The organism is Staphylococcus sp. FSL W8-0056, from assembly GCF_037963075.1.
Classification (GTDB): Bacteria; Bacillota; Bacilli; order Staphylococcales; family Staphylococcaceae; genus Staphylococcus; species Staphylococcus aureus.
In genome coordinates, this window is record NZ_CP150142.1 from 714,976 (window position 1) to 728,355 (window position 13,380).

A 13,380-nucleotide genomic window follows, 5' to 3' on the forward strand; every position below is an offset into this window, starting at 1 on the left:
TTATAGTAACATATCTTTTATTTAATTGTCTATTTTTATTAGATGTGTAACAAAATTTTGAAGTATTTTCCGTATATTGCCTGCTAAACATGTCAGATTTGAAAGGAAAATCATACTGTGGTAGAAATCAATTATGATTATATGGTAGTACTTATAAATAAGTGATTTCTATTGAATATGTAATGAAGTTCATATATTAATATAACTTTCATTGATATAGAAGTCGCAATGATTAATTTAAACAATAAAAAACAACCATCATTTCAAAACTTTGACAACGAATGATGGTTAAAGAAAATCTCATTTAGTCACCGTCTTTTTAACGGGTTCAATAGGGGACATGTTCCTGCATGTCGTCTATTTATGCACTGCGCAATTTAACAATAATACAATTATACTTTGATGTCCATTTAACATAAAGTGGTTGAAATTTGTAGCAAATAAATTAACCTTGACTATTTTCAGAAAATTCTGTATAAATAACGAAAAAGAGATATGGATTAAATATGAAGAGGTGTTTTTATAGAAGAATAAAATTTTTGGCACTATATTATATTTAACTTTATCACTTGGATTATCAACAGCAGCTTATGCATCTACAGAATACGCAGAAGGAGGCACTTGGAGTCACGGTGTCGGCAGTAAGTATGTTTGGTCTTATTATTATCATGGTCATAAAGGACATGGTGCAACAGCTATTGGAAAATATAGATCATTTAGTGGTTATACAAGAGCTGGTGTAAAAGCAAAAGCATCAGCTACTAAACATAATTGCTGGGTCAATAGAGCGTATTATAACATTTATTAAATACTAAAAAATCATAGAAAATAAACAACGCAAGAGGTACAACATGAAATGGTTCAAATTAATACTTGATGTTACAACCTTCATTCTGATTGCTATATTGTTATTTGTTTATACATATAAAGAAAACGAAGAAATATTGCCTGATACTAAATACCCTATAGCGGTAACTGACTGGAATAAAAAATATAGTAAAAATGAGATTTATAAACGTATAAATCAATTCGCTAAAAATGAGAACGTAGCAATCTATAAATCAACTTCAAATTATACAAACAAAAACGTAGATAAAGATATATATGTATTTAATAAATCAAAAGCAACAACTATCACTCCTTTTAACGCTAAATATAACATTCATTATTTAAGTGACGACGAATTATTAAAAAAAGATATCAAAGGAAGTTATTTTGTAAAAGACAAAAATTTTGACGTGTCTAAATTCATAAATTTTTTAAAAGAATATGGTGTTACTGCTGAATCATACAAAATAGATCATATGATGATTGCCGTTGGTGTCATTAAACAAATGAATATAGAAGTTCCGTTATCCGCACTTTTAATCGTTTATTTTATTTATTATATTTTCGAAAAGAACATTAATTTCAAAGCGTATGCGATTAAGTATTTAAATGGTTTTACATTAAGAAAAATAATTTTTGAAAATTTTTCAAAAAAATGCACGTATTGGGTAACGTTAATCATAAGTCAAATTCTTTTAACTACAAGTGTACTTTGGATATTAAATTACACGGGTAATTTAGATTTATTCATATTAAGATTAGTTCTGCTTTCATGTCTTTTCATTTTAACGATTAGTGTTATTAATTTATGGACTTTCTTAATGTTACTAAATTTAAATATTGCTAATATGATTAAAGGTAAGCAGCACTTTAAAACAATTCGTTTTATTAATACAGTTTGTAAAAGTATTCTCTTAGTACTAATAGCTAGTGTAATGATAGAAAATACTAGTGTTATTAAAGATTTGAATAAAATAAAGGAAACTGAGAAATATTGGAATGTATTAGATGATTATTACACGATTGAATTTGCACCTTATCACGAAACGAAACAAAGTTTGATTGATAATATGCTGCGATCAGAACAATTAGTAAAGGCTAGTGAAGCAGAAAATAATGCGATTTTATTCAAACCAAAGGGTGACTCCGTTGACAATGACAACTTTTCGCCTGATGAGGGGAATGTAATATTAGTAAATAATCAGTTCTGGTCGATTTATTACAAGCAGTTTCAACCTGATATTCCGATAAAAAATCAAAAAAATAATGTCGAAGTAATTATTCCACAAAAGTTTCATGCAATGCGTAATGAAATCAATCAAGCATATCATTCATGGTTTGAATTTGTACAAAATAAAAATAATAAAGAGAATAAGTTATCTATACAGTTTATCAACAAAAATGATTATCGAATTTTTTCATTTGATGCACGAGATAGTCGCCATTTGTCATTTATAGAGGCGCCAATCATTGTGAATGTTCAGGCATCAGATTTATCGAATGATTTTTATTATGCCATGATCAGTCAAGGCGGGTATTTATTCAAAAATTATGACGCGCTAGTAAAAAATATTGAAAATTATCATCTTGATGGGGAAATCAGTGGAATAACCAATTATAAAGATAGCGTGATGGAAATGTATCATGAAAACAATTTGAAATTAACAGTACTCAACTTTTCACAAATCATTATCGCAATCATTTTAATAATTATTATTTTATTTGATGTGAAATATTATTTTGAACAGCATCGAAAATTACTCGTAATCAAAAAGCTATATGGTTATTCAACATTAAGAGCCAATTACCAATACTTATTAATAAATAATATAGTTGTTGTTTTTATTGGAATATTGACGAATGTAATTTTACATTCTCAGTATATAATGATGATATTTGCAACGATTCTTGTCGTTCAAATATTATTGCAGATTTGCAGCCTATACTATCATGGCCGACGTTTTAATGAAGTTATCAAGGAGTTTTAACTATGAAATTTATCATTGCAATATTATTAGGATTAATCGTATCCATTACTATTGCTTTTACAATCATACATCATCCTATACTTGATCGTTTTAATCCTTTCTTAAAAACGGAGTATAGTTATGCCAAAGTGCCAAAAGGTACGCAACAATATGTTAATATTACGGCTTATAGTGAAAGAGGGGAAAAGCTTGATTATAAATTAACATTTAATGGATTTTCACCTAGTAGAACGTATGTCGAAATAAAGCATAAAGGGCAATATGTCATATCGATCACATATGTTGAAAAAGAGGATATACCAAAAGAGGTAAGACAAGAATGATAGAATTAAAAGATTTAACCATACAAAAAGGTAATATACATATTTTGAAGAAACTTAATTTGAAATTTCAATGTGGAAAATCATATGCACTTATTGGTAAAAGTGGATGCGGTAAATCTACATTATTAAATACTATTGCTGGACTTGAAAAAACGGGGAAACAATATGTCTATTTTAATGGTCAATTAGAACAATTTAAATCTAATTTTTACAGAGATAAATTAGGATATTTATTTCAAAATTATGGATTAATCGATAATTTGACAGTAAATGAAAATTTAGATATTGGATTAGCATATAAAAAAATAAGTAAGAAAGAAAAAGAACAATTAAAGATACGTTATATAGAACAGTTTGGTCTGTCAAACAGTTTAAAAAGAAAAGTTCATACGCTAAGTGGAGGTGAACAACAACGTGTCGCTTTAATTAGAATGATGTTAAAAGATCCGATTGTTATGTTAGCTGATGAACCAACGGGTGCGTTAGATCCTAAAACAGGACAGATGATTATTCAATCATTATTTGATTTGGTCGATGAAAATAAAGTGCTGATTTTAGCAACACATGATATGGCTATTGCAAATCAATGTGACGAAATAATAGATTTAGAACAGTATAGTAAAGTAGCATCTATGTGATATCCAAAAGATAAAATTAAAAGCCAATCAATGGGAAATGTTGACTTCAACACTCCGTTTGATTGGCTTTTATAATGTGTTACTAAGTTATGAAAGTAACAACGGTAAACTGAAAAAAAGCAATATAATAATATTTAATACGATTAGTAATAAATGTAATTGATTTTTCGTTTTAATATAGCAAAAAACAATGACTAAAGATAACAACAATATCATGATTGCACCTGGGAAGAACCATAATGCTGAAGCTGTGTACCAAATCATTGGTAACGCCATAATAATAAAAGATATAAGACAAGAAAGGATACCAATAATATTATAAGTTCTAGTCAAAATTACACCTCCAATTTTCATTTTAAAATGACATGCGTAAAACAATCATTTTAAATACATCATACAATAAAATTAAATTGTGCGGTAGAAGAATTTGAAATTAAATTGAATTGGCTTGATTAAAAGGTGATTTTATAGAAGTTAATAAAAATGGTTATTTAATAGAAAAACATAATATTAAAGACATGGCTGATAAAATACTAAAGCTTGTTAATAATGATGTTTTAGCAGAGGAGTTTGGTTCGAAAGCGAGAGAAAACATTATAGAAAAATATTCAACGGAATCAATATTAGAAAAATGGTTAAATCTTTTCAATAGCTAAATGAAAAAATCCTAGGTATTCATGAGTACCTAGGATTTTTACGCATGATATATACAAAAAAAGAGAGGATAGTCCTCTCAAATAATAGTTAATAAAATTGTAGCCATTTCTTCCAGCTGTAACTACTAATACAAGCTAAGTTCATTACGATATGTATGATTTCAAATTCATAACCACTTACATATCCTCTTGTAAGTTTAAGTGTGAAGATTGAGCCTAACATAACACAAATATAAAAAACATTAACATAAGGCGTTAAAAAGCCGATAATAAGTGCTAAACCTCCAACAACTTCACCAATTGACATCAATACTGCGATGGTAGGTGGTAAACCTAAAGAGCCTAAGAAGTGAATTGTTCCATCTAAATCAACAAATTTCAAAGTACCATGCACTAAGAATGATGTTGCTAACATCCATCTAATTAAAAGCATACCTAATTTCATCATGTCACCTCCAACATTCATATTTTTAAAACATAGTCCAAATTATATTTGTAAACATGTGGAAAGTAAAGATTTTTTATAAGATTAATTATTAAATATTTATTAAATATTCTATTGTATTGAACAATTGTTGTAGAAAGATGTTTAAGTCATCAGTTACTTTTTGTATTTATAAATAAAGATTAGTACAGCATAGTGCAAAGATTATAGGGAAATGAATTAACTATTGCATCGCTATTTATGAATCGTAAACACTATTATGAAATTGCGAGAGTAGTATGGATAATTAGAATGATGGTTTGAGATAAATGAGTATTATTAACCAGTGCGTCATCTTCAAAATTAGAGGCCATTTGCTGTTTATAATAAGAAGATTTGATAATAAACTATGATAAGAAAAAATAATAGCATACCAAATATATCATAAACAAATTAAATGATAAAATAATAATGCAGTTTTCTATTAAAGTTGTTTGGAGGTAAATATGTGAATAGGAATATCGTTAAATTAGTTGTGTTTATGCTAATCTTAGTTGTAGCAGTAGCGGGTTGTGGTCAAAAAGATACTGAAGAGAAAACTGAAATGACGACAATAAAAGATGAATTAGGAACTGAAAAAATTAAGAAAAATCCTAAACGTGTTGTTGTATTAGAATATAGTTTTGCTGATTATTTAGCAGCATTAGATATGAAACCTGTTGGTATTGCAGATGATGGCAGCACTAAAAATATAACAAAGTCAGTAAGAGATAAGATTGGGGCATATGAATCGGTTGGATCTAGACCGCAACCGAATATGGAAGTGATAAGTAAATTAAAACCGGATTTGATCATTGCAGATGTTAGCAGACATAAGAAAATCAAATCAGAATTGAGCAAAATTGCTCCGACAATCATGTTAGTTAGCGGTACGGGAGATTATAATGCAAATATTGAAGCATTTAAAACAGTCGCTAAAGCAGTAGGCAAAGAGAAAGAAGGCGAGAAGCGTCTGGAAAAGCATGATAAAATATTAGCGGAGATTAGAAAGAAAATTGAACAGAGTACGTTAAAATCTGCATTTGCATTCGGTATCTCAAGAGCAGGTATGTTTATTAATAATGAAGATACATTTATGGGACAATTCTTAATTAAAATGGGTATTCAACCTGAAGTCACAAAAGACAAAACTACGCATGTTGGTGAACGCAAGGGTGGTCCTTATATATATTTAAATAATGAAGAACTTGCCAATATCAATCCAAAAGTTATGATTTTAGCCACTGACGGAAAAACGGACAAAAATAGAACGAAATTCATTGATCCTGCAGTTTGGAAATCATTAAAAGCTGTGAAAGATAACAAAGTTTATGACGTTGACCGAAATAAGTGGTTGAAATCAAGGGGGATTATCGCAAGTGAAAGTATGGCAGAAGATTTAGAAAAAATTGCAGAAAAAGCAAAATAAAAATACAGCGCTACTCGTAAATCATATAAGAGTGGCGCTGTATTTTTAATTATGTTTATTATCTGTCGGATGTGATGATTTACCTGAAAGTTTATTTCGAATAAATTTAATTACATAACCGACAAGGATTGTTTTAACAGTTCTTTTAATGAATTGGCGCATCGTTACATACCTCATTTCTCTATATCTTACGAACTATATACCCATTCATATATGCTTTTTAAACGTCATTGTCACAATTTAATTTTTAGGGAATATAATATAACCATCTTTATCTGCTTTTTTAGTAAAAATGACAAAAATTGCATGTATTATTGAGATGATGGTAGGGATACCTGTCCAGAAAAATAATAAGTGAAAAAGACCTTGTCCAAATTTATCAGCATAAAATTTATGAATACCTAAACCTCCAAGAAATAATGCAACAATAACATAAATGGCTTTATTGACTTTCATTTGTAAATCCTCCTTAACTATAATTCTACTTAAATTCGTTGTGAAAACCAATATTTCTAACTTTAGAATTTTCAAACTTTCTAAAATTATAAGTATATCTTTTTAAAATAAGCTAGAATTTCTATATAATAAATGTTAATAACGTAAAAGGGAATGATGACATAGTGATACGTCAAGCACGTCCAGAGGACCGATTTGATATTGCGAAGTTAGTTTATATGGTTTGGGATGATATGGAATTAGAATTGGTAAAGCATCTACCTAAAGACATGGTATTAGATGCAATTGAAAAAAGCTGTGTTGATGCAACATATCGAACTTTTTATCAGCATATTTTAGTTTATGAAGTAGAAAATAAAGTAGCAGGTTGTATTATTAGCTATAGTGGTGAAAATGAATTGAAATACGAAAAAGCATGGGAACTACTTGACTTGCCAGAAGAAATAAAACAATATGGCACGCCATTACCTGTAAAAGAAGCTAAAGACGATGAGTATTATATAGAAACAATTGCGACATTTGCAGCATATAGAGGTAGAGGCATCGCGACAAAGTTATTAACGTCATTACTTGAATCAAATACACATGTTAAATGGAGTTTGAATTGCGATATTAATAATGAAGCAGCATTAAAGTTATATAAAAAAGTAGGCTTTATATCTGATGGACAGATTGAATTATACAAGCACATGTATCATCATTTAATTGTTAAATAAAAAAACTCGACAGTTCGATGTAAGTCGATTGCCGAGTAGTATCATTTTCTATTAAATGCCTGCAAATAATGCACTAATATAAATACCTAATGCATATAATAAACCGAAAAATGTATTTGTTTTACCAGCAGCAGCCATTGCTGGCATCATTGTAGGCGGTGTATCATTCTTCTTGAAACGTCTGATAACTTTAACAGGCATTGGGAATGATAACAACGCAAGTAAGTAAAATAATGAGCCACCAGGTTTAATAATGATCGTAAGTACAATAAAGGCATAAGCGATAAAGTACATGATTGCCATAAATGTTAAAGAAGCATTTTTACCTAATAGAATGGGTAAAGTTTTGCGACCACTTGCTTTATCTTTGACACGGTCGCGAATATTGTTAGCCATATTAATTAAACCGATAGTGATTACTATAGGTACACTTAACCAAATTACATAACTTTGAATATTGCCAGTTTGAATAAAGAATGCAATAACGATAATAAACATACCCATAAATACGCCTGAGAATAATTCACCGAAAGGCGTCCATGAAATAGGGAAAGGGCCACCTGTATATAGGTAACCAACAGCCATACATACTAATCCAACTGGTAATAACCAAAATGAAGAGTTAGCAGCTAAAAACAAACCTAATATTGCTGCTAAGATGTAAAATGCAATGGCTAATCGTAGCACAAGCTCTGGGCTCATACCGTTGCGAACAATGGCACCACCAATGCCTACAGATTCATGATCATCAAGGCCTTTTTTATAATCATAGTATTCATTAAACATATTAGTTGCTGCTTGAATAAGTAAGCATGCTAGTAACATGGCAATGAATAGGCTGATTTTAATATGATCTTCGCTACCAAGAAAATATATTTTAGATGCTGCTGTACCAACTAAAACGGGTACTACGGAAGCAGTTAATGTATGAGGACGCATTAAATGCCAATATTTCTTAACTGTAGAATATTGCTGATATTGATTACTCATTGAATACAAAACCTCTTTAAATCATATTTTTTATAACAAAGATATTTTAATAGAAAGTAGCATAAAGGTCAATTGACGTGAAAAATTGCAAGATAAGTTTAAGCAATTCTTGTAACACAATTATCCAAAAATGATACAATATAATAATGAGTGAAAAAAGACGAAGAAAGAAGTGAAATGGATGGCTACGGGCGTATTAGAGGACGATATTGTCAAAGAGATATATGGCAGCTCAAAGGAATGGGTTTCAGTTGAAGTGAAATTATCACAGTCACTAGACCCGAGCACATTATTTCATCTCACTGACAATGAGGCAGGAGATCGCTTTTATATGCGTTTGAATGATAATCGAACGTCATATTTTGGCTACAAAGCAATTCAATTATTCAAAAATAATTCTAAAAATAAACAATCTATTTTTAAAGACTGGGAAAAATTAAAACATAACATCACATTTATACATCCGCAATCTGAGAAACATCATCTTCGAGTTGTTGGAGGGTTTCAATTTTCAAGTCATAAATCAGATGATGAATGGCGAGAGTTTGGACTAAATCATTTTGTATTACCTGAAGTTTTAATTTCAACTGATAATAATGGGACATTTTTAACTTATACAGTTAAAAGGGAAAGTTTTACTGTTGAGGCATTGAACGATTTAATGGATTTGTTCAACAATATATCGGATATAGATGTGGACGAGCAAATTGGGGAAATTACTAGAAATGAAGATATTTATAAAGATGACTGGCGTCAACTTGTAGTAGAAGCTATAGAATCTATTAATAATGAAGAAAAAATTGTACTAGCACGTAGACGGTTAATAAAGTTCGATAAAGATATCAGTATTCCATATATTCTAAAGCAAGCATATTCTAAAGAAAAAAACAGTTATATATTCTTGTTAGAATCACAAGATTCTATTTTCTTTTCACAAACACCTGAACAATTAATAAAGGTCAATAATAAAATACTATCGACTAAAGCTGTAGCAGGTACAATTAAACGTTCACAAGATGAGGACGAAGATACAAAAAATGTTGAAGCATTTTTAAAAGATAATAAAAACTTAATCGAACATCGATTTGTTGTTGACAGTATTTTACATGATATTAAACCTTATATCACTGAATTACATTATGATAAGACGCCTAAAATTCTAAAAAATGATCATTTATATCACTTGTACACTGAAATAAAGGCGCCACTGAAGGATGATTCGTATATTAGTTTAATTGATCATTTACATCCAACACCTGCTTTAGGTGGCTATCCAAAAGAATTTGCGATGGATTTTATTGAACAGAAAGAATTTGGTACACGAGGATTATATGGTGCGCCGGTTGGCTATATAGATATATATGATGATTGTGAATTTATTGTTGCAATTCGTTCGATGCTTATTAAGAAAGCACAAGCAACTTTATTTGCTGGGTGTGGCATTGTTAAAGATTCTGATCCAGATAGTGAATTGGCAGAAACGAACCTTAAGTTCACACCTATGATGAATGCATTAGGAGTCGATATGAATGGGAAATCATAAAGCAGCTTTAACGAAGCAAGTTTTTACATTTGCATCTGAGTTATATGCATACGGCGTAAGGGAAGTAGTTATCAGTCCGGGATCACGCTCAACGCCACTTGCACTTGCATTTGAAGCACATCCAAATATTAAAACATGGATACACCCCGATGAGCGAAGTGCAGCATTTTTTGCAGTTGGGTTAATTAAAGGCAGTGAAAGACCTGTCGCTATATTATGTACGTCAGGTACAGCAGCAGCGAATTATACGCCTGCAATTGCTGAAAGCCAAATTAGTAGAATTCCATTAATCGTTTTAACAAGTGACCGTCCGCATGAATTAAGAAGTGTAGGCGCACCACAAGCGATTAATCAAGTAAATATGTTTAATAATTATGTAAGTTATGAGTTCGATATGCCTATTGCGGATGATAGTAAAGAGACCATTAATGCAATTTATTATCAAATGCAAATTGCTAGTCAATATTTATATGGACCACATAAAGGGCCAATTCATTTTAACTTGCCATTTAGAGATCCGTTAACACCTGATTTGAATGCAACAGAATTGTTAACTTCTGAGATGAAGATTTTACCGCACTATCAAAAAAGTATAGATGCATCGGCATTAAGACACATTTTAAATAAGAAAAAAGGTTTAATTATTGTAGGGGATATGCAGCACCAAGAAGTTGATCAAATACTAACGTATTCAACGATATATGATTTGCCTATTTTAGCTGATCCTTTAAGTCATTTAAGAAAATTTGATCATCCGAATGTTATCTGTACATATGATTTGCTGTTTAGAAGCGGCTTAGACTTAAATGTTGATTTCGTAATTCGTGTTGGGAAACCAGTGATTTCTAAAAAGTTGAATCAATGGTTAAAGAAAACTGATGCATTTCAAATATTAGTGCAAAACAATGATAAGATTGATGTCTTTCCTATAGCGCCAGATATTTCATATGAGATTTCTGCAAATGATTTCTTTAGATCATTAATGGAAGACACGACCATCAATCGCGTAAGTTGGTTAGAAAAATGGCAATGCTTAGAGAAAAAAGGGCGTAAAGAAATTAAATGTTATTTGGAACAAGCTACAGATGAGAGTGCATTCGTTGGTGAATTGATTAAGAAAACATCTGAAAAAGATGCATTATTTATTAGTAATAGTATGCCTATCAGAGATGTAGATAACTTGTTATTGAATAAAAATATAGATGTCTATGCGAATCGTGGTGCGAATGGTATTGATGGTATCGTTTCAACTGCACTGGGTATGGCTGTGCATAAACGAATAACATTATTGATAGGTGATTTGTCATTTTATCATGATATGAATGGACTATTAATGTCAAAATTAAATAATATTCAGATGAATATTGTATTATTGAACAACGATGGTGGCGGTATTTTTTCATATTTACCACAAAAAGAAAGTGCAACTGACTATTTTGAACGGTTGTTTGGCACACCGACGGGATTGGATTTCGAGTATACAGCTAAGTTATATCAATTCGATTTTAAACGTTTTAACAGTGTTTCAGAATTTAAAAATGCCACATTGTTATCTGAAACTTCGACGATTTATGAATTGATAACGAATCGCGAAGATAACTTTAAACAGCATCAAATTTTATATCAGAAATTGAGTGAAATGATTCATGACACATTATAAATACTATGAAGCAAACGTTGAGACCAATCAAGTTTTAGTATTACTGCATGGTTTTCTTAGCGACAGTCGTACTTATTATAATCACATCGATAAATATACTGATATCTGTCATGTCATCACTATAGACTTACCAGGCCATGGCGAAGATCAGTCTTCAATGGATGAAACGTGGAATTTTGATTATATTACGACGTTGTTAGACCGAATTTTAGATAAATATAAAGATAAATCAATAACATTGTTTGGATATTCAATGGGTGGGCGTGTTGCATTATATTATGCAATTAATGGTCACATCCCTATATCTAATTTGATATTAGAAAGTACGTCACCAGGTATTAAAGAAGAAGCAAATCAATTGGAACGCCGTCTTGTTGATGATGCACGTGCTAAAGTATTAGACATAGCAGGTATTGAATTATTTGTTAATGATTGGGAAAAGTTGCCATTATTTCAATCGCAACTAGAATTACCAGTTGAAATACAACATCAAATAAGACTACAACGATTGTCTCAATCGCCACAGAAAATGGCCAAAGCATTAAGAGATTATGGTACAGGTCAAATGCCAAACTTATGGCCGCGCCTGAAAGAAATTAAAGTACCAACATTAATATTAGCTGGAGAATATGATGAAAAATTTGTACAGATTGCGAAAAAAATGGCAAATTTAATTCCTAATAGTAAATGTAAATTAATTTCTGCTACAGGTCATACAATTCATGTGGAAGATAGTGATGAATTTGATACAATGATATTAGGATTTTTAAAGGAGGAGCAAAATGACTAACAGACAATGGGAAACACTTAGAGAATATGATGAAATCAAATATGAATTTTACGAAGGGATTGCTAAGGTAACAATAAATCGCCCTGAAGTACGCAATGCGTTTACACCTAAAACAGTTGCTGAAATGATTGACGCATTTTCACGTGCACGTGATGATCAAAACGTTTCAGTTATCGTATTAACTGGTGAAGGTGATTTAGCATTCTGTTCTGGTGGTGACCAGAAGAAACGTGGACATGGTGGTTATGTAGGTGAAGACCAAATCCCTCGCTTAAATGTATTAGATTTACAGCGTTTAATTCGTATTATTCCAAAACCGGTTATCGCGATGGTAAAAGGTTATGCTGTAGGTGGCGGTAATGTACTAAATGTTGTTTGTGACTTAACGATTGCTGCTGATAATGCTATTTTTGGACAAACTGGTCCTAAAGTAGGTTCATTTGATGCAGGTTATGGTTCAGGATATTTAGCACGTATCGTTGGACATAAGAAAGCACGTGAAATCTGGTACTTATGTCGTCAATACAATGCACAAGAAGCTTTAGATATGGGCCTAGTAAATACAGTGGTACCTTTAGATAAAGTTGAAGATGAAACTGTGCAATGGTGTAAAGAGATTATGAAACACTCACCAACAGCTTTACGATTCCTTAAAGCAGCTATGAATGCTGACACAGATGGTTTAGCTGGTTTACAACAAATGGCTGGGGATGCAACATTGCTTTATTACACAACTGATGAAGCGAAAGAAGGCCGTGATGCGTTTAAAGAAAAACGTGATCCTGACTTCGATCAATTCCCTAAATTCCCATAAGTTATTTTGAATATGATATTAAGTCACTTGCGTCGTTTATTAGCGACGATAGGTGGCTTTTTTATTTTATAAGAATTTAAAAGAGA

General features: G+C 30.9%; 18 protein-coding genes. 13 read left to right on the forward strand and 5 right to left on the reverse strand.

Going from position 1 to position 13,380, the window contains the following annotated elements; all coding sequences use genetic code 11:
* Positions 1 to 424: 424 nt before the first annotated feature.
* Genes NSS86_RS03705 through NSS86_RS03725 form a run of 5 tightly spaced genes read left to right on the forward strand, consistent with a single transcriptional unit; the run spans position 425 to position 3,777 of the window.
* Entirely contained in the window at positions 425 to 526 is a 102-nt protein-coding gene (locus tag NSS86_RS03705; RefSeq protein WP_031763719.1) for a hypothetical protein, read from the forward strand.
* A gap of 21 nt (positions 527 to 547) precedes the next feature.
* Complete coding sequence (locus tag NSS86_RS03710; RefSeq protein WP_339302384.1) at positions 548 to 808, forward strand: lactococcin 972 family bacteriocin; 261 nt, start codon at positions 548 to 550, stop codon at positions 806 to 808.
* A gap of 43 nt (positions 809 to 851) precedes the next feature.
* Positions 852 to 2,816, forward strand: coding sequence for a bacteriocin-associated integral membrane family protein (locus NSS86_RS03715; RefSeq protein WP_000870829.1), 1,965 nt, complete (start codon positions 852 to 854; stop codon positions 2,814 to 2,816).
* A 2-nt stretch (positions 2,817 to 2,818) separates the two neighbouring features.
* Positions 2,819 to 3,139, forward strand: a complete 321-nt coding sequence (locus NSS86_RS03720; RefSeq protein WP_000668627.1) for a YxeA family protein — start codon at positions 2,819 to 2,821, stop codon at positions 3,137 to 3,139.
* Positions 3,136 to 3,777: an ABC transporter ATP-binding protein gene (locus NSS86_RS03725; protein ID WP_000571167.1), complete on the forward strand. Its 642-nt coding sequence runs from the start codon at positions 3,136 to 3,138 to the stop codon at positions 3,775 to 3,777. The genes NSS86_RS03720 and NSS86_RS03725 overlap by 4 nt, the downstream gene beginning before the upstream one ends.
* Positions 3,778 to 3,864: 87 nt before the next feature.
* Here NSS86_RS03725 and NSS86_RS03730 read toward each other — a convergent pair whose 3' ends face one another.
* Positions 3,865 to 4,155: a hypothetical protein gene (locus NSS86_RS03730; RefSeq protein ID WP_001795266.1), complete on the reverse strand. Its 291-nt coding sequence runs from the start codon at positions 4,153 to 4,155 to the stop codon at positions 3,865 to 3,867.
* A 140-nt stretch (positions 4,156 to 4,295) separates the two neighbouring features.
* Between NSS86_RS03730 and NSS86_RS03735 the strand changes: the two genes are divergently transcribed.
* Positions 4,296 to 4,433, forward strand: coding sequence for a poly(glycerol-phosphate) alpha-glucosyltransferase (locus tag NSS86_RS03735; protein ID WP_001792054.1), 138 nt, complete (start codon positions 4,296 to 4,298; stop codon positions 4,431 to 4,433).
* An 88-nt stretch (positions 4,434 to 4,521) separates the two neighbouring features.
* On the opposite strand, the gene NSS86_RS03740 is transcribed toward NSS86_RS03735, so the two are convergent.
* Positions 4,522 to 4,878 (reverse strand): DoxX family protein, encoded by a 357-nt coding sequence (locus NSS86_RS03740; protein ID WP_000766009.1) that lies wholly within the window; start codon positions 4,876 to 4,878, stop codon positions 4,522 to 4,524.
* Positions 4,879 to 5,365: 487 nt separating this feature from the next.
* On the opposite strand from NSS86_RS03740, the gene NSS86_RS03745 reads away from it, so the two are divergent.
* Positions 5,366 to 6,325 (forward strand): ABC transporter substrate-binding protein, encoded by a 960-nt coding sequence (locus NSS86_RS03745; protein WP_001081351.1) that lies wholly within the window; start codon positions 5,366 to 5,368, stop codon positions 6,323 to 6,325.
* A 45-nt stretch (positions 6,326 to 6,370) separates the two neighbouring features.
* Here NSS86_RS03745 and NSS86_RS03750 read toward each other — a convergent pair whose 3' ends face one another.
* Both NSS86_RS03750 and NSS86_RS03755 read right to left on the reverse strand, forming a co-directional pair.
* The gene (locus tag NSS86_RS03750) at positions 6,371 to 6,502 is read right to left on the reverse strand and encodes an SAR1012 family small protein (protein ID WP_001790177.1); all 132 of its coding nucleotides are present in this window, start codon (positions 6,500 to 6,502) and stop codon (positions 6,371 to 6,373) included.
* 63 nt (positions 6,503 to 6,565) lie between these two features.
* Positions 6,566 to 6,781 carry a TM2 domain-containing protein gene (locus NSS86_RS03755; RefSeq protein WP_000867357.1) on the reverse strand — a complete coding sequence of 72 codons (216 nt, stop codon included), beginning with the start codon at positions 6,779 to 6,781 and terminating at the stop codon, positions 6,566 to 6,568.
* Between the two features lie 164 nt (positions 6,782 to 6,945).
* Between NSS86_RS03755 and NSS86_RS03760 the strand changes: the two genes are divergently transcribed.
* Positions 6,946 to 7,497 (forward strand): GNAT family N-acetyltransferase, encoded by a 552-nt coding sequence (locus tag NSS86_RS03760; RefSeq protein WP_000620949.1) that lies wholly within the window; start codon positions 6,946 to 6,948, stop codon positions 7,495 to 7,497.
* Positions 7,498 to 7,548: 51 nt separating this feature from the next.
* Here NSS86_RS03760 and NSS86_RS03765 read toward each other — a convergent pair whose 3' ends face one another.
* Positions 7,549 to 8,487: a 1,4-dihydroxy-2-naphthoate polyprenyltransferase gene (locus NSS86_RS03765; protein ID WP_000070966.1), complete on the reverse strand. Its 939-nt coding sequence runs from the start codon at positions 8,485 to 8,487 to the stop codon at positions 7,549 to 7,551.
* A 150-nt stretch (positions 8,488 to 8,637) separates the two neighbouring features.
* Between NSS86_RS03765 and NSS86_RS03770 the strand changes: the two genes are divergently transcribed.
* The 5 genes from NSS86_RS03770 to menB are packed head-to-tail and all read left to right on the forward strand — an operon-like array spanning position 8,638 to position 13,294.
* Positions 8,638 to 8,742 carry a hypothetical protein gene (locus NSS86_RS03770; protein ID WP_001791731.1) on the forward strand — a complete coding sequence of 35 codons (105 nt, stop codon included), beginning with the start codon at positions 8,638 to 8,640 and terminating at the stop codon, positions 8,740 to 8,742.
* A complete protein-coding gene (locus NSS86_RS03775) occupies positions 8,708 to 10,030 on the forward strand; it encodes an isochorismate synthase MenF (protein ID WP_223197981.1) in 1,323 nt (440 codons plus the stop codon). The genes NSS86_RS03770 and NSS86_RS03775 overlap by 35 nt, the downstream gene beginning before the upstream one ends.
* Positions 10,017 to 11,690 (forward strand): 2-succinyl-5-enolpyruvyl-6-hydroxy-3-cyclohexene-1-carboxylic-acid synthase, encoded by a 1,674-nt coding sequence (gene menD, locus NSS86_RS03780; RefSeq protein WP_000526694.1) that lies wholly within the window; start codon positions 10,017 to 10,019, stop codon positions 11,688 to 11,690. The genes NSS86_RS03775 and menD overlap by 14 nt, the downstream gene beginning before the upstream one ends.
* Entirely contained in the window at positions 11,677 to 12,480 is an 804-nt protein-coding gene (menH, locus tag NSS86_RS03785) for a 2-succinyl-6-hydroxy-2,4-cyclohexadiene-1-carboxylate synthase (protein ID WP_000150197.1), read from the forward strand. Before menD ends, menH begins: the two co-directional genes overlap by 14 nt.
* Positions 12,473 to 13,294, forward strand: a complete 822-nt coding sequence (gene menB / locus NSS86_RS03790; RefSeq protein WP_000184945.1) for a 1,4-dihydroxy-2-naphthoyl-CoA synthase — start codon at positions 12,473 to 12,475, stop codon at positions 13,292 to 13,294. The genes menH and menB overlap by 8 nt, the downstream gene beginning before the upstream one ends.
* Positions 13,295 to 13,380 lie beyond the last annotated feature (86 nt).

What these genes read in the sequence shown, in the direction of transcription:
- NSS86_RS03715 (WP_000870829.1), top strand. Translation starts at nt 852, where the DNA reads ATGAAATGGTTCAAATTAATACTTGATGTTACAACCTTCATTCTGATT.
- NSS86_RS03720 (WP_000668627.1), top strand. Translation starts at nt 2,819, where the DNA reads ATGAAATTTATCATTGCAATATTATTAGGATTAATCGTATCCATTACT.
- NSS86_RS03725 (WP_000571167.1), top strand. Translation starts at nt 3,136, where the DNA reads ATGATAGAATTAAAAGATTTAACCATACAAAAAGGTAATATACATATT.
- NSS86_RS03735 (WP_001792054.1), top strand. Translation starts at nt 4,296, where the DNA reads ATGGCTGATAAAATACTAAAGCTTGTTAATAATGATGTTTTAGCAGAG.
- NSS86_RS03740 (WP_000766009.1), bottom strand. Translation starts at nt 4,878, where the DNA reads ATGAAATTAGGTATGCTTTTAATTAGATGGATGTTAGCAACATCATTC.
- NSS86_RS03750 (WP_001790177.1), bottom strand. Translation starts at nt 6,502, where the DNA reads ATGAGGTATGTAACGATGCGCCAATTCATTAAAAGAACTGTTAAAACA.
- NSS86_RS03755 (WP_000867357.1), bottom strand. Translation starts at nt 6,781, where the DNA reads ATGAAAGTCAATAAAGCCATTTATGTTATTGTTGCATTATTTCTTGGA.
- NSS86_RS03765 (WP_000070966.1), bottom strand. Translation starts at nt 8,487, where the DNA reads ATGAGTAATCAATATCAGCAATATTCTACAGTTAAGAAATATTGGCAT.
- menD (WP_000526694.1), top strand. Translation starts at nt 10,017, where the DNA reads ATGGGAAATCATAAAGCAGCTTTAACGAAGCAAGTTTTTACATTTGCA.
- menH (WP_000150197.1), top strand. Translation starts at nt 11,677, where the DNA reads ATGACACATTATAAATACTATGAAGCAAACGTTGAGACCAATCAAGTT.
- menB (WP_000184945.1), top strand. Translation starts at nt 12,473, where the DNA reads ATGACTAACAGACAATGGGAAACACTTAGAGAATATGATGAAATCAAA.